The 22,240-nt window shown below is 68.4% G+C and carries 10 protein-coding genes; 2 read left to right on the forward strand and 8 right to left on the reverse strand.

The genetic code is table 11. The features are described from left to right. Positions 1 to 31 precede the first annotated feature (31 nt). Both ABW16_RS10395 and ABW16_RS10400 read left to right on the forward strand, forming a co-directional pair. Positions 32 to 3,286, forward strand: coding sequence for an arabinosyltransferase domain-containing protein (locus tag ABW16_RS10395; protein ID WP_047319106.1), 3,255 nt, complete (start codon positions 32 to 34; stop codon positions 3,284 to 3,286). Beyond that, on the forward strand, positions 3,283 to 6,462 hold the full coding sequence (locus tag ABW16_RS10400; protein WP_047319107.1) for an arabinosyltransferase domain-containing protein: 3,180 nt from the start codon (positions 3,283 to 3,285) through the stop codon (positions 6,460 to 6,462). Before ABW16_RS10395 ends, ABW16_RS10400 begins: the two co-directional genes overlap by 4 nt. On the opposite strand, the gene ABW16_RS10405 is transcribed toward ABW16_RS10400, so the two are convergent. The 8 genes from ABW16_RS10405 to ABW16_RS10440 all read right to left on the reverse strand — a co-directional run bounded on the left by ABW16_RS10405 (position 6,433) and on the right by ABW16_RS10440 (position 22,110). Continuing rightward, the gene (locus ABW16_RS10405; protein WP_082134047.1) at positions 6,433 to 7,950 is read right to left on the reverse strand and encodes an MFS transporter; all 1,518 of its coding nucleotides are present in this window, start codon (positions 7,948 to 7,950) and stop codon (positions 6,433 to 6,435) included. The genes ABW16_RS10400 and ABW16_RS10405 overlap by 30 nt on opposite strands. A gap of 263 nt (positions 7,951 to 8,213) precedes the next feature. After that, positions 8,214 to 9,500 (reverse strand): PE-PPE domain-containing protein, encoded by a 1,287-nt coding sequence (locus ABW16_RS10410; protein WP_082134048.1) that lies wholly within the window; start codon positions 9,498 to 9,500, stop codon positions 8,214 to 8,216. A 212-nt stretch (positions 9,501 to 9,712) separates the two neighbouring features. After that, positions 9,713 to 11,290, reverse strand: a complete 1,578-nt coding sequence (locus tag ABW16_RS10415) for an acyl-CoA carboxylase subunit beta (RefSeq protein WP_047319108.1) — start codon at positions 11,288 to 11,290, stop codon at positions 9,713 to 9,715. Further along, complete coding sequence (pks13, locus tag ABW16_RS10420) at positions 11,287 to 16,611, reverse strand: polyketide synthase Pks13 (RefSeq protein WP_047319109.1); 5,325 nt, start codon at positions 16,609 to 16,611, stop codon at positions 11,287 to 11,289. The genes ABW16_RS10415 and pks13 overlap by 4 nt, the downstream gene beginning before the upstream one ends. A gap of 6 nt (positions 16,612 to 16,617) precedes the next feature. Then, a complete protein-coding gene (fadD32, locus tag ABW16_RS10425; protein WP_047319110.1) occupies positions 16,618 to 18,528 on the reverse strand; it encodes a long-chain-fatty-acid--AMP ligase FadD32 in 1,911 nt (636 codons plus the stop codon). 361 nt (positions 18,529 to 18,889) lie between these two features. Continuing rightward, complete coding sequence (gene culp6 / locus ABW16_RS10430; RefSeq protein ID WP_082134050.1) at positions 18,890 to 19,960, reverse strand: carboxylesterase Culp6; 1,071 nt, start codon at positions 19,958 to 19,960, stop codon at positions 18,890 to 18,892. A gap of 103 nt (positions 19,961 to 20,063) precedes the next feature. Next, positions 20,064 to 20,957: an alpha/beta hydrolase-fold protein gene (locus ABW16_RS10435; RefSeq protein WP_047319111.1), complete on the reverse strand. Its 894-nt coding sequence runs from the start codon at positions 20,955 to 20,957 to the stop codon at positions 20,064 to 20,066. A gap of 169 nt (positions 20,958 to 21,126) precedes the next feature. Further along, positions 21,127 to 22,110, reverse strand: a complete 984-nt coding sequence (locus ABW16_RS10440) for an esterase family protein (protein WP_109519556.1) — start codon at positions 22,108 to 22,110, stop codon at positions 21,127 to 21,129. Between the last annotated feature and the right edge of the window lie 130 nt (positions 22,111 to 22,240).

Below are 22,240 nucleotides of genomic sequence, written 5' to 3' on the forward strand. Positions count from 1 at the left end.
GCGCCGACGCGGTCGCCTAACATCAGGGCTCGTGTCCTCCACCTACGACCAGCCCAAGCAGCGTTATCGGATCGCACGGCTGATCGCGGTGGTGGCCGGCGTCACCGGCGTGCTGCTGTGCGGCATCACCCCGCTGCTCCCGGTCAGACAGACCACCGCCACCATCGCCTGGCCGCAGGGCGTCGACGCCGACGGCCACGTCACCGACGTCACCGCTCCGCTGGTGTCCGGTGCGCCCCGCAGCCTGGACATCACCATCCCCTGCTCGGCAATCGCGACCGTGGGCGACAAGGGCGGCCTGGTGCTGTCGACCGTGCCGGCCGGCGGAGTGGACGCCACCGCGCACGGCCTGTTCGTGCGGGCCAACAAGGCGAGCGTGTTCGCCGCATACCGCGACCACGTGGCCGCGGCCACCCCCCGGAGCAAGCTCGCCGACTGCAGCGAACTGCACCTGTGGGCCGGGGCCGGCGGGGTCGGCGCGGATTTCGTCGGCATCCCCGGCGCGGCCGGCACCCTCCCCCCGGAGAACAAGCCGCAGATCGGCGGGATCTTCACCGAACTGGAGATCGGCCCCCAGCCGGGCCTGAACGCCCGCATCGACGTCGACACCCGGTTCATCACCGCACCCACCGCTCTCAAGAGCGCCGTGATGGCGCTCGGGGTGCTGGCGGTGCTGGCCTCGATCGTCGCGCTGGCGGTACTGGACGGACCGCGACGTCGGCAAGCCAGATCCAAGGTCCATGCGGTGACCCGACTCGCCGACGTCGGCGTCATCGGCACCCTGGCGCTGTGGCACGTCATCGGCGCCATCTCCAGCGACGACGGCTACAACCTCACGATGGCCCGCAACGTCGCGCATGCCGGCTATGTGGCCAACTACTACCGGTTCTTCGGCACTACCGAGGCCCCGTTCGACTGGTACCCGGCGCTGCTGGGCCAGTTGAGCACGGTCAGCACCGCCGGGGTGTGGATGCGGCTGCCCGCCACGCTGGCCGGCATGGCCTGCTGGCTGATCATCAGCCGCCGCATCCTGCCCCGGCTGGGCCGGCTGTCCGGCAACCGGGTGGCGGTGTTCACCGCCGCGGCCATGTTCGCGGCGGCCTGGCTGCCGTTCAACAACGGCCTGCGCCCCGAGCCACTGATCGCGCTGGGCACCCTGGTGGTCTGGGTGCTGGTGGAACGCACCATCGCCACCCGCCGGCTGGTGCCCACCGCGTGCGCGGTCCTGGTCGCGGTCTTCACCGTCACGCTGGCTCCCCACGGGCTCATCGCGCTGGCTCCACTGCTGACCGGCTCCCGGGCCATCGAGGCGGTGATCCGCAAACGCCGGGCCGCCGACGGTCTGGTCGCACCGCTGGCGGTGCTGGCCGCGGCCGCCTCGGTGATCGCCGTGGTGGTGTGCCGGTCGGCGACCCTGGCCGCGGTCGCCGAATCGGCCCGGATCAAGTACGTGGTCGGTCCGACCATCGCCTGGTACCAGGAGTTCCTGCGGTATTACTTCCTGACCGTCGAGGAGAACGTCGACGCCTCGCTGACCCGCCGGTTCGCCGTGCTGGTGCTGTTGTTCTGCATGTTCGCCATGCTGGTGGTGCTGCTGCGGCGCGGCCGGATCAACGGGGTGGCCAGCGGCCCGGCCTGGCGGCTGATCGGCTCGACCGCGGTGGGCCTGCTGCTGTTGACGTTCACCCCGACCAAGTGGGCGGTGCAGTTCGGCGGGTTCGCCGGACTGGCCGGGGCGCTGGCGGCGCTCACCGCGTTCACGTTCGCCCGGGTCGGGCTGCACAGCCGACGCAACATGACCCTGTATGTCACCGCGCTGCTGTTCCTGGTGGCCGTGGCGACCTCGGGCGTCAACGGCTGGTTCTACGTCGGCGGCTACGGGGTTCCGTGGTTCGACATCCCGCCGGTGATCGCCAGCAAGCCGGTGACGTCGATGTTCCTGGCGGCCTCGATCGCCACCGGTCTGCTGGCCGGCTGGCAGCACTTCCGGCTGGACTACACCGGGCACACCGAGGTGACGCCGACGCGGCGCAACCGGATCCTGGCGTCGACGCCGCTGCTGGTGCTCGCCAGCTTGATGGTGCTGCTGATGGTGGGCTCGATGGCCAAGGCCGCTGCCGGCCGCTACCCGGCCTATACCACCGCCCGAGCCAACATCGACGCCATCCGTTCCGGACTGTCCAGCTGCGCCATGGCCGACGACGTGCTGACCGAACCCGACGTCAACGCCGGTCTGCTGCAACCGGTTCCCGGCCAGAAATACACCGAGCTCGGCCCCCTCGGTGGTTCCGACCCGTACGGCTTCGACCCCAACTCCGTCGATGACGACCTCACCTCGCTGGCCGTCATCGCCAAGCCCGGTGTGCCCAACGCGGATGCCTCCCCCAACAAGCCCAGCGCCAACCAGAGCGACGCGGCGGGCACCGCCGGCGGCAAGATCCCCGACGACGCCCCCGACGGGGTGAACGGCTCCCGGGTGGCCCTGCCCTACGGTCTGGACCCGGCCGTCACCCCGGTGCTCGGCTCCTACAAAGAGCAGGTGGCCGCACACGCCACCTCGGTCTGGTACCGACTGCCGGAACAGTCGGCGGACCGGGCACCGATTGTCGTGGTCAGCGCTGCCGGCGCCATCTGGTCGCACGGCGAGGACGGCAAGCTCGACTACGGCCAGCCGCTGAAGCTGGAGTGGGGAACCAGCAGCCCCGACGGCACATTCACCGCGCGCGGGGAGGTGGAGCCGATCGACATCGGGCCGCAGAACTCCTGGCGCAACCTGCGTTTCCCGTTGGCCTGGGCGCCGCCCGGCACCGACGTGGTGCGCATCGTCGCCAACGACCCGAACCTGTCCACCGAGCAGTGGATCGCCTTCACCCCGCCGCGGGTGCCGGTGGTCAAGACCATCAGTGAGTTGATGGGCTCGCAGACCCCGGTGCTGATGGACATCGCCGTCGCGGCGAACTTCCCGTGCCAGCGGCCGTTCACCGAGCACCTGGGCATCGCCGAGCTGCCGGAGTACCGGATCATGCCCGACCACAAGCAGACCGCGGCGTCGTCGAACCTGTGGCAGTCGGCCGAGGACGGTGGACCGTTCATGATCACCCAGGCCATGCTGTGGACCACCACCGTCCCGACCTACCTGCGCAATGACTGGTATCGCGACTGGGGCGCGGTGGAGGCCTATCACCGACTGATCCCCGCGAAGGCCGCGCCCGACGCCGTCATCGACGAGGGCACCGTCACTGTTACCGGCTGGAGCCGGCCCGGACCGATTCGAGCACTGCCATGACGCCGCCTGTGACCGACCGTGACCTCAAACTGACCCGGTGGGTGGCCGTCGTCGCCGGCCTGGTGGGCTTCCTGCTGTCGGTGGCCACCCCGCTGCTGCCGGTGGTGCAGACCACCGCCACGCTGAACTGGCCGCAGCACGGTGAGCTGGGCAGTGTGACGGCGCCACTGATCTCCCAGACCCCGATCTCGATGTCGGTGAAGGCGCCGTGCGCCTTGGTGCGCGCACTGCCCGCCGAGGGCGGCACGCTGCTGGCGACCGCGCCGGCCAAGGGCAAGGACGCCGCCCTCAACGGGCTGTTCATCACTGTCACCGAGAAACGGGTGGACGTCACCGACCGCAACGTGGTGCTGGCCACCGCACCGCGGGCCAAGGTGGAAGGCCCCGGCTGCACCGACATCGAGGTCACCTCGTCGCACGCCGGAACCTTCGCCACCATCGGCGGGATCACCCAGCGCTACGGCTGGCCGGACCCGAACCTGCGCCCGCAGATCGTCGGGGTGTTCACCGACCTGGCCGGCCCGGCGCCCGACGGTCTTTCGCTGACCGCCGACATCGACACCCGGTTCTCCACCAAGCCGACGATGCTCAAGCGGGCCGCGATCTACGCGGCCATCCTCGCCACCGCGATCGCGGTGCTGGCGCTGTGGCGCCTGGACCGCCTCGACGGCCACCGGATGCACCGGCTGATCCCAAGCCGCTGGCGGTTCTTCTCGCTGGCCGACGTGGCGGTGGTGTTCGGGTTCCTGCTCTGGTACGTGATCGGGGCGAACTCCTCCGACGACGGCTACATCCTGGGGATGGCCCGGGTCGCCGACCACGCCGGCTATATGAGCAACTACTTCCGCTGGTTCGGCAGCCCGGAAGACCCGTTCGGCTGGTACTACAACCTGCTGGCACTGATGACGCACGTGTCCGACGCCAGCATCTGGATCCGGCTGCCGGACCTGGTCGCCGGGCTGGTGTGCTGGCTGCTGCTCAGCCGTGAGGTGCTGCCCCGGTTCGGCCCGGCGGTGGCGGCCAGCAAACCCGCCCTGTGGGCGGCCGGAATGGTGCTGCTGGCGGCCTGGATGCCGTTCAACAACGGCCTGCGGCCCGAGGGGATCATCGCGGTCGGGGCGCTGATCACCTACGTGCTGGTGGAGCGGGCGATCATCTCCAGCCGACTGACCCCGGCGGCGCTGGCGATCATCTGCGCGGCCTTCACCCTGGGCATTCAGCCGACCGGGTTGATCGCGGTGGCCGCGCTGCTGGCCGGTGGCCGGCCGCTGCTGCGGATCCTGGTGCGCCGTCACCGCCTTCACGGCACCTGGCCGCTGGTGGCGCCGCTGCTGGCCGCCGGCGCGGTGATCCTGACCGTGGTCTTCGCCGACCAGACCATCCGAACCGTGTTGGAAGCCACCCGGGTTCGCACCGCGATCGGTCCCAGCCAGGCCTGGTACACCGAGAACCTGCGTTACTACTACCTGATCCTGCCCACCGTCGACGGCTCGCTGTCGCGGCGGTTCGGCTTCCTGATCTGTGCGCTGTGCCTGTTCACCGCGATGTTCATCATGTTGCGGCGCAAGCGGATCGCCGGGGTCGCCAGCGGCCCGGTGTGGCGGCTGATGGGCGTAATCCTGGCGACGATGTTCTCGCTGATGTTCGCCCCGACCAAGTGGGTGCACCACTTCGGGCTGTTCGCCGCGGTGGCCGGAGCGATGGCGGCACTCACCACGGTGCTGGTTTCGCGACAAGTGGTGCACTGGTCGAGAAACCGAATGGCATTCGCCGCAGCCGTGTTGTTCATACTCGCGCTGTGTTTCGCCACCACCAACGGCTGGTGGTACGTCTCCAGCTATGGCGTGCCGTTCAACGCCGACATGCCGCGCATCGGCGGAATCACCGTCAGCACAATCCTGTTCGCCATGTTCGCTGTGGCGGCCGGCTGGGCGGCCTGGCTGCACTTCGCGCCGCGTGACCGCGGCGAGGGCCGGCTGGCCCGGGCGTTGACCGCCGCGCCCGTTCCGGTGGCGGCCGGTTTCATGGTGTGCGTGTTCGTGGCCTCGATGGTGGCCGGGATCGTCCGCGAGTACCCGACCTACTCCAACGGCCTGGCCAACGTGCGGGCGTTCGTGGGCGGCTGCGGGCTGGCCGACAACGTGCTGGTGGAGCCCGACCCCAACGACGGCGCGCTGACGCCGCTGCCCGGCGAGTACGGCGAGCTCGGACCACTGGGCGGGGTGGACCCGGTCGGCTTCACCGCCAGCGGGGTACCGGAGAAGGTGGTGGCCGAGTCACTGCGGATGCCGATCACCCAGCCCGGCACCGACTATGACTGGGACGCCCCGAAGAAGTTGAAGACGGCCGGGGTCAACGGCTCGACCGTCCCTTTGCCCTACGGACTGGACCCGGCCCGGATTCCGTTGGCGGGCAGCTACAGCACCGACGGCCAGCAGGAGTCCAAGCTGACGTCGGCCTGGTACGCCCTTCCTTCTGCCGATGACGGCCACCCCTTGGTGGCAGTGACCGCCGCGGGCACCATCGCCGGCAACAGCGTGCTGAAGGGCTACACCACCGGCCAGGACGTGCAGCTGGAGTACGGCGTGCCCGGGCCCGACGGCGCCCCGGTGGCCGCCGGACGGCTGGTGCCCTACGACCTGTTCGGCGAGTGGCCGCGGATGTGGCGCAACCTGCGCTACCCGCGCTCGCAGATCCCGGCCGACGCCGTCGCGGTACGCATTGTGGCCGTGGACAAGTCGCTGAACCCGCGGGACTGGATCGCGTTCACCCCGCCGCGACTGCCCGAGGTGAAGACCATCCAGGAGTACATCGGCTCCGATAAGCCGGTACTGCTGGACTGGGCGGTGGGCCTGGCCTTCCCGTGCCAGCACCCGATGCTGCACGCCAACGGGGTCACCGAGGTGCCTCAGTACCGGATCACCCCGGACTACAACGCCAAGAAGCAGGACACCGACACCTGGCAGGACGGGGTCAACGGCGGGTTGCTGGGCATCTCCGACATGCTGCTGCGGGCGCACGTGATGGCCACGTACCTGAACTACGACTGGGGCCGGGACTGGGGCTCGTTGCGTCAGTTCGACGTGATCACGCCGGCCACGCCGGCGGAGTTGGACCTGGGCAGCGCCACGCGTTCGGGCTGGTGGTCACCGGGCCAGATCCGCATCAAGGCCTGACGGGGCACCCCCCAACCCGCGAGCGTGCGCGTCTGTGCACGACACGCCGGGTGAAACCGGCATTCTGCGCACGCTCGCGGGCAGGGCCAACGGCTGCGTAGCCATCACCTCCGCCAGCTCTCGCTCCAGTTCGCCCTGCACTCCGGGGATCCCGGTACCGCGCAGTGAGCACCCGCGGGTCTCCGGCAGGAACCGCAACGCGACCAGCCCGATCACCGCGGCGACCACCAGGTACACCGCCGGGAAAAGCTGCCATCCGGTGTGCTCGATCACCGAGTCCGCCAGCACCGGTGCGGTGCCGCCGAAGACCGCGACCGCGGCGTTGTCGGCGATCGCGAATCCCGCATAACGCACCTGGGTGGGGAACATCGCCGGGAACGTCGCCGCCACCGTTGCCAGCGGCGCGGCGAACAGCACGCTGAGCACCGTGAATCCCACCAGCGCGAAGGCGAAGCCCTGCCCCATCAGCCAGTACATCGGCAACGCCAGCACAGCGAACCCGGCCAGCGACCCGCGCCACAGCGGCTTGCGGCCGATGCGGTCCGACCAGGCACCCGCGAAGGGTATGCAGGCCATCATGGCCAGCTCCCCGACCAGCACCACCGCCGTCCTGCTGCGTTCGTCAAGTCCGGCGGAGGCGTGCAAGTAGGTCGGTTGGTAGGTCACCAGGGTGTAGTCGATGATGTTCAGCGCGACCAGCAGCGCGAAGGTGACCACGATCGGTCGGGTGTAGTTGGTCAGCAGGTCGACCAGTCGGTCCCAGGCCGATCCCTTGATCGCGTCGCAGGCGACGCACTCGGCGAACACCGGCGTCTCCGGCATCCGACTGCGCAGGATCAGCCCCAGCACCCCCAGCGGCAGGGCCAACAGGAACGGGATACGCCAGCCCCAGGCCGCCATCTGCTCGTGGCTGAGCATCGCCTCCAGCGCCAACACCACGGCACTGCCGAGAACGAAGCCGCCGACGGCGCCGAACTCCAGGAAGCTGCCGTAGGTCCCGCGTTTGTCATCGGGTGCGCTTTCGGCCATAAATGTTGCGGCGCCGCCATATTCGCCGCCGGTGGAGAAGCCCTGCACCACCCGCAGGGCGATCAGCAGGCCTGGCGCCCACCAGCCCGCTGCGGCGTAGGTGGGCAAGACGCCGATCAATGTCGTCGCCACCGCGATCAGCAGAATCGTCGCCACCAGTACCGACTTGCGCCCGAACCGGTCCCCGATCGGGCCCCAGATCATGCCGCCCAGCGGCCGCAGCACGAAAGAGACCGCGAACCCGAGCATCGTTCCGAGGTTGCCCAGCGTGTCCGGAAAGAACGCTTCGGTCAGATAGGTGGCCACGACGGCGTAAACGCCGTAGTCATACCATTCGGTTGCGTTACCGATAGCCGAAGCTGTAATTGCCTTGCGCAGCAGGCGTTTATGTTCATCTGGAGCGCTCCGCGGTTTCGGCATGACCGGCGCCGACGGCCTCGCCGGCAGCAGTAGACTCATCGCGTCTCGCCGCTAGGGCACACGCTGCCAGTACACACGTCGGCCCCCTCGTCAGCCTCCGACGATTCGCACGGCGATCCGGGCAGCCGGAAACACGTTCCGGCCCCGTACAATTGGAACCTCGGCGGCTAGCCCATCATGGGATCGCCTGGGGTAAACGATAATTGGTTTGCAACAGAAGTGACTGGTGTTGCTGAAGCGTTACGCAACACTTACCCGCCTGAGACCGCCGGCCGGCGTTCCGGGCACGGCGGCGAGGGCCGCTAGGCCTGAGCTTCCCAGTAGGACGGGTCCAGGTACTGACCGACCAGCGATTCCCACATCAGGTTCGTCAAGCTGTTGAGCATGTCCTGCGCATCCGCGCCTTCGGCCAGGCCCACGCCATCCCCTGCTGCCAACAGTGGCGCCAGCGCAGGGTTGTCGAGCATGTCGACCACCTCATAGGTAGCCGGGTCGAAGATGTCGGCAACGAAGGCGCTCCAGCCGGTCTGCGCCGCCACCGCCAGCGCAGCGTTGACCTCGGTCCAGTCGATGTTCGGCTGATCCATCGTGAACATCGTCGGCTGGTCGGGAGAGCCCTCGTTCCACCCGTTCTCGATGCTGCCGTAGCCCAGATTCACCAGGATCCGCATGCTTGGTTCCATCAAGTCGTACAACGGCTTTCCAGTCACCGGAACGAACAGCAGCGGATACAGCAGCGGCAGGTACTCGCTCTGGATCATGTAAGAGCTGACCAGGCTGTCGGGGTCTGAATCCAGCAGAATCGCGCCCTCGATCTGCTCGGGAGTCAGGCCGAGGTAGGCGATGTGCTGGATGGCCATACCCATAACGGCGTTGAGATCGGCGAAGATGTTGCTGACGTACCGCGGGAAGTCCGCGTAGCCGTCGTACTCCAGGGTGTAGATGCTGGTGGGGTACAGATCGTGGGGCGTCGGGTTGCCGAGGGTGACCTCGCTCTGCCCCATGGCCTCGACGATCTGGGGCATGTTTTCGAAGCCGACCAGCATCCCGCCGTTGGGGTTGGCCGAATTGCCGATCAACACGAAGTGCACCGCAGAACTCGGCACGCCGGCGTCGTCGAGCTGCTGCATTGCCAAAGTCGTGAGAGCAGCGCTCTGCGAGTAGCCGAAGACCGTCACCGGGTGATCGGCGTCGACCTGGCCATCTGCGATCAGAGCCTGCACCCTGTCGGCCAGAATCTCCGCCCCCCTGGCCAAGGACTTGTCCAGAACGTAAGCCTCCTCGGGTGTGGTCAGCACCTCGAGTTCACCGGCGAAGCCGCGCGGCTGCAGGAACAGTTCATTGACCGTGTCGGCGAACTGCTGGCTCGGCGTGGGGATCATGCTGGGGCCCATGATCAGCGCGATGCCGGAGTCGGCGAGGGAGCCGACCTCGGCGGCGGACAGCAGCACCCCGGTATGGCCGGGAGCCGAGGTCAGCGAAGCGATCTGGGGAGCACCGGCGATACCGACAACCAGCGCGGTGGCGGCCAGTGCAGCTCGCAGGCCGGGCTCGCAGTGGGTGGACCGTGCCGCGACTGCATCAAACATCCAGGATTCCTCGCCAGATTCTCGAGGCCGCCACATCAGTGGGGCGTTGCCGAACCTGGATGATTTCAATCACACTCTGTTATGTCAAATTCAGGTTCACTATCCTGGAAACGCGCCCTCACCAGGAAAAAACGGCACGTACCCTGAGAACGCAGGCCACCTAATGTTCCCGCAATCTGAGCCAGGACTTAGCGGCGAAGTGGAAGCGCCGGCTAGATGGGCAGCAGACCGTGCTTACGCTGCACCTTCGGGAAGTTCTGCTTGTCCCGCAGCAGGCGCAGCGACTTACGCAGCAACAACCGGGTCTCGTGCGGCTGGATCACGGCGTCGATGTAGCCGCGCTCGGCGGCAGTCCAAGGGATCGCCATGTTCTCGTTGTAGCCGTCGATGAAATCCTGCTTGATCTTCTGCACCTCGGGCGCGGTCGGGTCCGGGAAGCGCTTCACCAGCAGCTGGGCCGCGCCGTCGGCGCCGATCACCGCGATGCGGGCCGTCGGCCAGGCGAAGTTCAGATCCGCGGACAGCTGCTTGGAGCCCATCACCGCGTAGCCACCGCCGTAGGCCTTGCGGATGATCACGGTCACCTTGGGCACGTCGGCCTCGACGATGGCGTTGAAGAACCGGCCACCGCGCTTGATGATCCCGTTCTTCTCCTCCGACACCCCGGGCATGGCGCCGGGGGTGTCGACGACGAAAACCAACGGGAGGTTGTAGGAGTCGCAGAATCGGATGAAACTGGCCGCCTTGTCGGATGCCTCGGTGTCGACCGCCCCGGACATGAACATCGGCTGGTTGGCGATCACCCCGACCGGATGCCCGTCCACCCGGGCGAACGCGGTGATCATCGCCTTCCCGCGCTGTTCGGAGATCTCGAAGACGTCGCCGTCGTCGAAGATCCGCAGCAGGATCTCGTGCATGTCGTAGGCGACGTTGTCGGCGTCCGGAACGATCGAGTCCAGCTCCAGGTCGTGCGGGGTGATCTCCGGCTCCAGGCCGGGGTTGACGATCGGCGCGTCGTCGAAGTGGTTGGACGGCAGGAACGACAAGTAGTCACGCACGTACTGGAACGCCGCCGCCTCGTCGTCGACCACCTTGTGGATGTTGCCGCGCTGCGCCTGCGCGTCGGCGCCGCCGAGCTCGTCGAAGCTGACGTCCTCGCCGGTGACGTCCTTGATCACGTCCGGTCCGGTGATGAACATGTAGCCCTGATCACGTACGGCCACCAACAGGTCCGTCTGGATCGGCGAATACACCGCTCCCCCAGCACATTTACCCAAGATGATCGAGATCTCCGGAACCAGGCCGCGCAGCATTTCGTGGCGCCGTCCCAGCTCGGCGTACCAGGCCAGCGATGTCACCGCGTCCTGGATCCGCGCGCCCGCCGAGTCGTTGATGCCGATGATCGGGCAGCCGACCATGGCCACCCACTCCATCAGCTTGGCCACCTTGCGGCCGAACATCTCCCCGACCGAGCCCTGGAACACGGTCTGGTCGTGGCTGAACACCCCGACGGGTCGGCCGTTGATCCGGCCGTGACCGGTGACCACGCCGTCGCCGTAGAGCGCGTTCGGGTCACCGGGGGTCTTGCACAGCGCACCGATCTCCAAGAAGCTGCCCGGGTCCAGCAGCGCATGAATGCGGTCGCGGGCACTGGGGATGCCCTTCTTCGCCCGCTTGGCGACGGCCGCCTCACCGCCGGGTTCCTTGGCCAGCTCCAGCTTTTCGCGGAGTTCGGACAGCAATTGCGCAGTGGTCTTTGGCGGGTGGGCGGGTGGGAACTCGGTGGTCACTGCTCTCCCTGGATCCGGTTGATCGCCTCGCTCATGTGGGCGCCTACCTTGGCAATGTACGGCTCATCGATGACCTGAACGTGCTCGCCCCCGATCGGCACGATCTCCAGGTCGCTGACGTATTCACCCCAGCCGCCGTCGGGCTTGCGGGTGGCGTAGGCGGGCTCGAACACGATGGCGTCATCGTGGTAGCGGTCAGCCATGTACAGCGCCACATAGCCGTCGTAGGGCTGGTATTCGGCGGTGTCCAGGGCCCGGTTGTCCAGGTACGACGTGCGCTGGTGCTCGATGATGCCGCCCGGGATCTGCACCCCGCTCTGGGCCACGACGTCCATCACGAAGCGAACCTGGCCCTCATCGTCGAGCTTTTCCAGCTCCTCGTAGGGGATCTCGGGAACCTCGACGTTGAAGGTGCGCTCGGCGAACCGCGCATAGCGGTCCCAACGGGCACGCATGCCTTCCTTGCTCTGGTCGATCGGCTCACCGGGCATCACCGCGTCGATCAGCCCGACGTAACGCACGTCGGCCCCGGCCTGCTTCAGCCCGATCGCACACGCGTAGGCCATCGCCCCGCCCAGCGACCACCCGGCCAGCACGAACGGCCCGTCGTGCAGTTCCAGCAGCTTGGGCACGTACTCGGCGGCGCGCTCCTCGATGGAGCCCTCCACCCGCTCGATGCCGTAGACCGGGGTGTCGGCGGGCAGCCGCTTCATCAGCGGCTCGTAGACCACCGTCGAGCCACCGGCCGGGTGGAACACGAACAGCGGAACCTTGTTCGAGCCTTCGGGTTTGGCGCGCAGAGTGCGGACGAATCCGTCCACCACACCGTCCTCGAGCTGATCGCGGACGATGGTCGCCAGCGCCTCGATGGTGGTCGCCGACTTAACGTCGTCGACGGTGATGATGCCCTCGGCCCGCTCCGACAGCCGCTCGGCCATCTTGGTCGCGGTGTCGTCGTCGAGAGCGGGCAGCTCGTTGAAGATGCCACCCGGCGACTTCCCGGTGACGATCGCCCAGGTGGCGAACGTGACCCGCTCGGCGGCGTCGCGCGGTGGCACGTCGGCGCCCAGCGCCTCGGTCACCGCTTCCTGGGTGAGCACCTTGGCGGCCGCCGCGGCGGCGGTCTTGGAACTCACGCCGGACGGTCCGGAGGGATCGGTCGGCGGGGGCGGAACCGCGGGCCCTGCCGGGTTGGTCGGCGGCGGCGGGATCGGGATGTCCGACGGGGGCGGCGCTGCAGCGGGCTCGGCCGCTGGTGCGGCGTCCGCCGCCTCGGCTGCCTTGGCCGCGGCGAGGATCGCGGCCTGCTCGGCGGCGATCTCCTCGGGCGTCTGGGTCTGCTGATGCTCGTGCAGTGCCTCGACCTCGTCGCGGTGCTCGACTGCGTAGCGGAGCATCTCTTCGATGTTGTAGAGGTTCGCGTCGCGGACCGCGGTCAGCTGGATCGGCGGTATGTCGAAGTCGTATTCGACCCGGTTCTTGATCCGCACCGCCATCAGCGAGTCCAGACCCAGCTCGATCAGCGGCACTTCCCACGGCAGGTCCTCGGGCTCGTAGCCCATGGCGCCACCGACGATCGCGCCCAGCCGATCGGCGACAGTCTCCCCGGATTCCGGGGACCACTTGGCGAACCCGGCGGCCAGGCCGGCGCCGGCGGTCAGGTTGTCGTGCAGGATCTCGGCGTCGTCAACCGGCTCCTCGGGCTGCGTAACGGGTGCCGCAACCGATGAAGACGCCACCGCGGTGCCGGCGCCGACCGCGACCGGCAGCGAAACCCCTTCGGCCCCACTGCGACTCACCAGTGCGTCGTAGACCAGCGTGAACGACTCGCCGATGCGCGAGTGCACCTGAACAGCAGCGCCGCCCGGGTGCCGGGTCAGCGTCGTCACCAGCCGAGAACCCTCCCCCGGCACCGCCCGCTGCTCGGAGGCCACCAGAGTCGAGTCCGGAATGACCGCAGCGGCAGCGGCTTTCACCAAGGCGGCCAAATCCGTCTCACCGCGACCGGCGTACTCGAAGACGTGCCGGCCGTCCGGCAACGCGACGTGCGAGCCGGGCATGACACCGGTGGCGTCCCCGGAGAACCGGGCGTCGAGCCAGTGCGGCTTGCGCTTGAAGCGCGTCGGCGGAATGTTGGCGAACTCCGCCGGGCTGACCGGCCCTTGGACCTCACGCGGGAACAACGTGCGGAAGTCCAGGTCGTGACCGTAGACGTAGAGCTGGGCCATCGCCATCGTCATGGCGTCGACATCGTCGGTCTTGCGGGCCAACGTGGCGATCAGTTGGGCATCGTGCAGCCCAGCGCTGGCCGTGGTCAGCCCCACCTGCATGAGCGCGACCGGGTTCGGCGCCAGCTCCAGGAAGGTGGTGTAGCCGTTGTCGACGGCGTTGCGGACCCCGTGGGTGAAGTAGACGCTGTGCCGCATCCCCTTCTTCCAGTAGTCCACATCGTGGATCGGCTCGCCCCCGGGCTTGACGTAGCTGCCCTCGTGCACGGTCGAGAAGATGCCGATGCTCGGCGTGTGCGGCTCGATGCCCTGCAGCTCCGCGGAGAATTCGCCCAGCAGCGGGTCCATCTGCGAGGTGTGGCCGGCACCCTTGGTCTGCAGCTTGCGGGCGAAGCGGCCCTCGGATTCGGCGCGCGCCACGATCTCGTCGATCTGCTCGGGCGGGCCGCCGATCACGGTCTGGCTCGGGGCGGCGTAGACACACACCTCCAGGCCGGGGAAGTCGGCGAACACCGTCTTGAGTTCCTCGGCGGAGTACTCGACGAGCGCCATGAACCGGATGTACTCGCCGAACAGCATCGCTTCGCCCTCACCCATCAGGTGCGCGCGTGAGCAGATCACCCGGGTGGCGTCGGCCAGGGACAGACCCCCGGAGAAGTAGGCCGATGCCGGCTCGCCCAGCGACTGGCCGATGACGGCGGTCGGACGCGCTCCGTGATGCTTGAGCACCTCGCCGAGCGCGATCTGGATGGCGAAGATCGCGATGTTGGACGTCTCGATGCCGTAGTCGTGCGAGTCGTCGAGGATCAGCTCCAGTACCGAGTAGCCGCGCTCGTCCTGGACGTGGGCGTCGACCTTCTCGATCCACTCGGCGAAGATCGGGTCGCGCAGGTAGAGGTTCTTGCCCATCTTGCGGTGCTGGGCGCCGAAGCCGGCCATCACCCAGACCGGTCCGTTGGTGACCGGGCCGTCGGCGGAGTAGACGTTGGGCTTCTGCTTGCCCTCGGCGACCGCCCGCAGGCCGGCGACCGCCTCGTCGTGGTCGTGGGCCAGCACCACGGCGCGGGAACGGCCGTGATTGCGCCGGGACAGCGACCGGCCGATCGACGTCAGCGGGGTGGCCCGGCCCTCTTCGCTGTCGATCCAGTCCGCCAGCTCGGCGGCGGCGGCTTTCTTGCGGGAAGTCAGAAACGCCGAGATCGCCAGCGGGATCAGGGGTTTCACCGGCTCCTCGGCAGCAAGCTCGGCCAGTGCCTCATCCCGCAGCCGCAACGCCTCATCGGTCAGGCCGGGCAGCTCGTACTCGGGCTCGTCGCCGTAGCCATGCGAACCCTCAGGCTGAATGAACTCGCCGTACTCGTCGAAGCGGGGCGCCTCGTGCTCGATCTCGGGCTCGGCGGTCTCGGAGGCCGCGACAGGCTCTTCAGGCTGCGGCTCGCGCTCGATCACATCGCGCGGCAGCACCTCGCGCACCACCAGGTGAGCGTTAGCCCCACCGAATCCGAAGCCGGACACCCCGGCAACCGCATAGCCGCCGTAGCGCGGCCAGTCGGTGGCGGTGTCGGCGACCTTCAAGTGGGTGCCGGCGAAGTCGATGTAGGGGTTCGGTCCGGCGTAGTTGATCGACGGTGGGATCTTGTCGTGCTGTAGGGCGAGCACGATCTTGGCCAGGCTGGCCGCACCGGCCGCCGACTCCAGGTGTCCCACGTTGGATTTCACCGCGCCCAGCAGCGCGGGCTTGTCGGCGGCGCGGCCCCGGCCGACCACCCGGCCCAGCGCCTCGGCCTCGATCGGGTCGCCCAGGATGGTGCCGGTGCCGTGCGCCTCGATGTAGTCGACGGTGCGCGGGTCGATACCGGCGTTCTTGTAGGCCTTGCGCAGCACGGCGGCCTGAGCGTCCGGGTTGGGCGCCAGCAGGCCGTTGGACCGGCCGTCGTGGTTGACCGCGGAGCCGGCGATCACCGCGAGGATCTGGTCGCCGTCGCGGCGCGCGTCGTCGACACGCTTGAGCACCAGCACGCCGCCGCCCTCGGCACGGGAGTAGCCGTCGGCGTCGGACGAGAACGACTTGATCCGGCCATCGGGCGACAGCACCCCGCCGACCTCGTCGAAACCGACCGTCACCAGCGGGGTGATCAGCGCGTTGACGCCGCCCACCACCGCCACGTCGGCCTCGCCGTTGCGCAGTGCCTGCACACCGGCGTGCGCGGCGACCAGTGACGACGAGCATGCGGTGTCGACGGTCACCGACGGGCCGCGGAAGTCGTAGAAGTAGCTCACCCGGTTGGCGATGATCGAGCTCGAGTTGCCGGTGATGGCATACGGGTGGGTGATGCTCGGGTCGGACAGCGCCAGGTTCTGGTAGTCGCCGTTCGACGAGCCCATATAAACCGCGACCGCTTCGCCGCGCAGGCTCGAGGCCGGGATGCGGGCGTGTTCCAGCGCCTCCCAGGTCAGCTCGAGCGCCATCCGCTGCTGCGGGTCGACGTTGTCGGCTTCCATCTTCGACAGCGCGAAGAACTCCGCGTCGAAGCCTTTGATGTCGGACAGGTAGCCACCGCGGGTGCGCGCCTTTTTGACGCGCTCGGCAACCCGGGGCTCCTCCAAGAACTCCGACCAGCGGCCCTCGGGCAGGTCGGTGATGGCGTCGAATCCCGCCAGCAGCTTTTCCCAGGTGTCCTCGGGTGAGTTCATGTCACCCGGGAAGCGGGTGGCCAGGCCGACGACCGCGATGTCGGCGACGTCGGCGTCCCGCGACCAGTCCTCGCCGGCCGCGTCGTCCTCCAGCACCGGCTCGCCCTCGACGATCACGGTGGCCAGCGCCTCGATCGTCGGGTGGCGGAACGCCACCGTCGCCGACAGCGTCACCCCGGTGAAGTCCTCGATGTCGGAGGCCATGGCCACCGCATCACGCGAAGACAGGCCGAGTTCGATCAGCGGGGCGGTCTCGTTGATCTTGTCCGGCGACTGTGCGGTGGCGTTGGCCACCCAGTTGCGCAGCCAGGCCCGCATGTCGGCGACGGTCAGGTCGGTGCGGCTGGTGCCGCGCAGGATTGCGTCGTCGCCGTCGCTCAATTGCGGAGCCTCACTCATATGGGGTTAAACCTCGTCGGGGTAGGCGTTCGGGCCGGTGGTGCCGCCGCGCAGGCTGCCGTCCAGGTAGGCGGCCCGGCAGGCGCGGCGACCGATCTTGCCGCTGGAGGTACGCGGCACCGTGCCGGCCGACACCAACAGCACGTCACGCACGGTCACGCCGTGGCGCACCGCGATGGCCGCCCGGATGTCGTCGGCGATCGGCTGGTAGTCCAGCTTGTGGGCGCCCGGGGCGCGCTCGGCCACGATCACCAGCTGCTCGGAGCTGTCCTCGGGGTCGTACTTCAGCCCGGAGTGCGGGTTGTCGAAGGCCGACTGCGGCAGCTGGTTGGCCGGCACCGAGAACGCCGCGATGTAGCCGGCGCGCAGCGCCCGGCTGGCCTCCTGCGCGGAGTACTCCAAGTCCTGCGGGTAGTGGTTGCGGCCGTCCACGATCACCAGGTCCTTGACCCGGCCGGTGATGTAGAGGTCGTCCTTGTAGTAGGCGCCGTAGTCGCCGGTGCGCACCCACAAGCCGTTCTCGTCGGCGCCCTCGGCGCGGGACGGGCTGGTGCGCGACTTGAGCACGTTCTGGAACGTGTCAGCCGTCTCCTTCTCGCGGTTCCAGTAGCCGACACCCATGTTGTTGCCCTGCAGCCAGATCTCGCCGATCTGGCCGTCGGGCAGCTCGGCGCCGGTCTCGTAGTCGACGATCACCGCCCACTGGTCCACGCCCACCCGGCCGGCCGAGGCCTGGCTGACCGCGTTGGGGGCATCAGCGGGCACCTCGATGAACCGGCCGCCGTTGTTGAGCTCCTCGCGGTCGACGTAGACCACGCGCGGTCCTTCGTCGGGCGGGGTGGTGGACACGAACAGGGTGGCTTCGGCCAGCCCGTAGGACGGCTTGATCGCCTCTTCGCGGAACCCGTACGGGCCGAAGGCCTCGTTGAACTTGCGCACCGACGCCGCCGACACCGGCTCGCTGCCGTTGAGGATCGCCCGGACGTTGCTCAGGTCCAGCGGCGGGTCGCCCTCCTTGGGCAGGCCGCGGGCCGCGGCGTGCTCGAAGGCGAAGTTCGGGGCCACCGAGAAGCACTCCCCGGTCTCCCCCTCCTTGCGCGACATCTCCTTGATCCAGCGATAGGGCCGGCGCACGAACGCCGCCGGCGTCATGAAGGTGAACTGCTGGCCCATCACGCACGACAGCAGAATGGTGACCAGGCCCATGTCGTGGAAGAACGGCAGCCAGGTGACGCCACGGTCGCCTTCGCGGCCCTTGAGCGCGTCCAGCAGCTGCACGACGTTGGTGGGCAGGTTCAGGTGGGTGATCTTCACGCCGGTCGGGGTCCGGGTGGAACCGGAGGTGTACTGCAGGTAGGCCACCGAGTTGCGGTCGACTTCCGGCATCACCCAGGTCGAGCCGACCTCGGCGGGCACCGCGTCGACGGCGATGACGCGCGGCCGGGCGTTGGCCGGGCGGCTGCGGAAGAACTTGCGGACTCCCTCGGCCGAGTCGCTGGTGGTCAGCACCGCCGACGGGGTGCAGTCGTCGAGCACCGCGTGCAGCCGGCCCACGTGGCCCGGCTCGCCCGGGTCGAACAGCGGCACCGCGATGCGGCCGGAGTACATGATCCCGAAGAACGACACCAGGTAGTCCAGGTTCTGCGGGCACAGGATCGCCACCCGGTCCCCGGGCTCGGTGACCTGCTGCAGCCGGGCGCCGACGGCGCGGTTGCGGGCCCCGAAGTCCGCCCAGGAGATGTCGCGGGCCAGGCCGTCACGCTCGGTGGAGTAGTCCAGGAACCGGTACGCCAGCTTCTCGCCTCGCAAGGCGGCCCAGCGCTCGACGGTCTTCACCAGGTTGGCGTTCTCCGGGAACCGGATCTTGCCGTCCTTGATGAAGGGGTTGTGGTAGGCGGCCTGTGTTGCCGGGGCCATCAAAATCTCCTGTCGCGAACATACGTTCTCATCGGCTGCCGGGCGCGTCGGGTAACACTGGTGCGTTACATCGCGCGGGCCCGGGACCTCCCAGATGGTAATGGGTTTCCGAAACCCGACGACGCGCTGCTGCCCTGCGGCCACGAGCCGCCGCTCTTAAATTGCTCTTAATGTTAGAGGTCGGTGCGGCCCATGCCAAATCAAACGGTACCGCGTGTGACGCCGGTCTCGGGGTCACGAGGCGGTCCCAGCTTCGCCTCTCCTTCGTCGAGCCTCGCTGAACCGCCGGGGTCACGAGGCGGTCCCAGCTTCGCCTCTCCTTCGTCGAGCCTCGCTGAACCGCCGGGGTCACGAGGCGGGTTCAGCCGTGCGGCGGATGCGGCGCGTTGTCGACGAGGTTGCGCGCCCAGTTCAGCGTCCACTGGGTGGCGGACTGTCCGTCCTGATTCCAGAAGTCGGTGGTGGCGTACATCGCGTGCACTGGCTGACCGGCGCCGCCGGCCAGCGTCTCCAGGGTGGCGGGCAATTTGCCGACGCTGAACGCCTCTCGCGGCGCGGCGCAGATCAGGTCACCACGGGCGCAGATCTCGTTGGTGCGCTGGGCGAGGTCGCCGAAACCGCCGTCGCGCGCACCGGTCATGGTCAGTCCCATCCCGGACAGGATGGGCAGTTCATGCAGGGTGACTTCGGCGCCCTGCCCCGGCGGGGTCGGCGGCACGTCGATGCCGCTGCCCGGCCCGACCTGGCGGCGGCCGTCGGCGATCAGGGTCACGCCCAGCACCAGGTCCTCGTCGACCGGGCCGCGCCCGTTGCCGATGTCGCTGGCGACGTCGCCGGCGATCACCGCGCCCTGCGAGAAGCCCACCAGCACGTAACTGGTCAGCGGGCACCGGTCGTTCATCTCGGTCAGCGCCTTGATGGTGGCGCGGGTCCCCTCGGCCCGGCTGTCGTTGTAGCTCATCTGCTTGTCGGCCGACAGTGGGTTATGGAACTGCGCGGTGTAGGGCACGGTGTAGGTCTGCACGCGGGACGGGTCGAACTGCTCGGCGATCGGGCGGGTGACGGTGAGCAGCAGCGCTATCGGGAACTGAGTGGGGTTCAGCGGGTCGTCGCTGGGCGACGTCTCCCAGGTGCCGGGCACCGACACCAGTTGCACGTCCGGGCAGCTGGCGTCCTGAAAGGCCGGGCGCGGCTTCTTGGTCCGCGACGGCACCGAGCTGGTCGGGGGGACGCCTTGGCCCGGCTGCTCGGCGATCGGCCGCGTGGCCGGATGACGGATCCAGATCACCACCGCCACGAGCACCAGCGCCACCACCAAGGCCATCGCGCCGGCGGCGATCCAGGCGAGGACGCGCCGGCGGTTGGCCGGCGACTTGCGGGGCGACTTCCGGGGGGATTTTCGCGGGGAGCTGGATGTCTTCTTCTTGGCCATATCGCCTTTCACGGTACAGATCGGCGACGGCACACACTGACTCTGCGTCCACGGCGGCCCTTACTCGAACTTTCCCGCCGTGGACGCAGAGCCAACGCAAGAGTTACCTAATCGCGCCGACGATCTCGCCGACCATCGCGCCCAGTTGCGACGACCACGACCCCCAGCCGTTGTCGCCGGGGGAGAAGTCGAAGTGACCGTTCTTGCCGCGCACCTGGCGGTACTGCATGTTGAAGTACCGGCCGCTGCCGGTCGCCTCGGACGGGTCGCCGATCATCGCGGCCGGGTTGGAGGCGCCGCCCATCGGGTTGTAGACCCACACCCGGGTGTTGTTCTGCGCCAGCAGGGTGGCGTGCACGGTGGGGTCGTGCCACTTCCAGCGGCCCAGCTGGGGTGCCCCCCACATGCCGTACGGGTCCACGCCGCCGAAGTTCTGCAGGCCGGCGCTGATGACACCGCTCTCGGTGGTGTTGGCCGGCCCCAGGAAGCCCGACATCGAGCCGGCGAAGCCGAACCGGTCGGGGTGGAACGTGGCCAGCGCCATCGCCCCGTAGCCGCCCTGGGCCGCGCCGACCACGGCGTGACCGCCCGGCGCCAGCCCTCGATTGGCCGCCAGCCAGTCCGGCAGCTCGCTGGACAGGAAGGTGTCCCACTGCTTGCTGCCGTCCTGCTCCCAGTTGGTGTACATGCTGTAGGCGCCGCCGGCCGGGGCCACGACCGAGACACCCTTGCCGGCCAGCGTGTTCATCGCGTTGCCCGCGGTCACCCAGTTACTCAGCTCGGGGTGGGCGTCGAACGCGTCGAGCAGGTACACCGCGTGCGGTCCCTGGTTGAGGAACGCCACCGGGATGTCGCGGCCCATCGACGGCGACGGGACCATCAGGTTCTCGAACTGTGCCGCGTGCGCGCCTGGGCTGACGATCGTGCCCCCGCCCCACAACCCCAGCATCAGCACGGCCACGCACAGCGCCCGCAGCAACTTCGACAGTCCGCTCATATCCACCTCGCTCGTCGGCACAGATTCTCCGGTGTTTCCACCCGCTGGTCGCGCGCCCAGACTCCGGGAGGTAGTCAATCACACGGCACTCGCGGGCAGGGCAGGAAACGGCCGACGGCGACGACCCGAAGGTCGCCGCCGTCGGCGGTACATCTCTACTGCTCTGGGACTACTCGCCCGAGCTGGTGCTCGCGCCGCCACCCGGCGTGGCGCCCAGGTGGGCCTGCAGGTCCGGCTTCATGGCCTGCAGCTGCTGACCCCAGTACTCCCAGCTGTGCGTGCCGTACTCCGGGAAGTTGAAGATCGCGTTGTTGCCACCGGCCGCGGTGTAGAGCTCCTGGAACTTCTTGTTCGCACCGATCATGAAGTTCTGCTCGAGGAACACGGCCGGGATGTTGTCGCCGCCCAGCTCGTTGGCCTTGCCGTTGCCGCAGAAGACCCACAGCCGGGTGTTGTTGGCCACCAGCTTGTCGACGTTGACCGTCGGGTCGTTGCGCAACCACGCCGGGTCGTTGTCGTCGCCCCACATGTCGTTCTTCTTGTAGCCGCCGGCGTCACCCATCGACAGGCCGATCCAGCCCTTGCCGGTGGACGGGTTCAGGTAACCCGACAGCGAGCCCGCGTAGGTGAACTGGTTGGGGTGGTAGATCGCCAGCGTCATCGCCGAAGAACCGGCCATCGACAGACCGACCGCGGCGTTGCGGCTCTGGCTCACGCCGTACTCCGAGGCCAGGTAGGCCGGCAGCTCGCTGGTGAGGAAGGTCTCCCACTTGTAGGTCTGGCAGCCGACCTTGCCGCAAGCCGGCTTGTACCAGTCGCTGTAGAAGCTGGACTGGCCACCGACCGGCATGATCACCGAGATGCCCGAGTTCAGGTACCACTCGAACGCCGGGGTGTTGATGTCCCAGCCGTTGAAGTCGTCCTGGGCCCGCATGCCGTCGAGCAGGTAGAGGCCCGGGGAGTCCGAACCACCGCTCTGGAACTGGACCTTGATGTCACGGCCCATACCCGCCGAAGGCACCTGCAGGTACTCGACCGGCAGACCGGGCCGGGAGAACGCGCTCGCCTCCGGGGTACCGCCGACGACACCGACCAGTCCCGCCAGCAGGGCCGCGCCACCGGCGGCGACCATCAACCTGTCAAGCAACTTCATCCTTGGCATCCTCATTCGTTCGTTGCCGTACTTTGCTCATAGCGTGGCCCGACTCGGACCCGATCTGTGCGTACCAACGCAACAGTGCCGGTGTAGTCAACCACAGAACGCCGGGAATCGAGAACCTCGG

Origin of the sequence: Mycolicibacter heraklionensis (genome assembly GCF_001021505.1) — a bacterium.
GTDB lineage: Bacteria > Actinomycetota > Actinomycetes > Mycobacteriales > Mycobacteriaceae > Mycobacterium > Mycobacterium heraklionense.

Bases quoted from the DNA above. Each gene is read 5' to 3' on its own strand.
- ABW16_RS10400 (WP_047319107.1), top strand. From the start codon at position 3,283: ATGACGCCGCCTGTGACCGACCGTGACCTCAAACTGACCCGGTGGGTG.
- ABW16_RS10405 (WP_082134047.1), bottom strand. From the start codon at position 7,950: ATGAGTCTACTGCTGCCGGCGAGGCCGTCGGCGCCGGTCATGCCGAAA.
- ABW16_RS10410 (WP_082134048.1), bottom strand. From the start codon at position 9,500: ATGTTTGATGCAGTCGCGGCACGGTCCACCCACTGCGAGCCCGGCCTG.
- pks13 (WP_047319109.1), bottom strand. From the start codon at position 16,611: ATGAGTGAGGCTCCGCAATTGAGCGACGGCGACGACGCAATCCTGCGC.
- fadD32 (WP_047319110.1), bottom strand. From the start codon at position 18,528: ATGGCCCCGGCAACACAGGCCGCCTACCACAACCCCTTCATCAAGGAC.
- culp6 (WP_082134050.1), bottom strand. From the start codon at position 19,960: ATGGCCAAGAAGAAGACATCCAGCTCCCCGCGAAAATCCCCCCGGAAG.
- ABW16_RS10435 (WP_047319111.1), bottom strand. From the start codon at position 20,957: ATGAGCGGACTGTCGAAGTTGCTGCGGGCGCTGTGCGTGGCCGTGCTG.
- ABW16_RS10440 (WP_109519556.1), bottom strand. From the start codon at position 22,110: ATGAAGTTGCTTGACAGGTTGATGGTCGCCGCCGGTGGCGCGGCCCTG.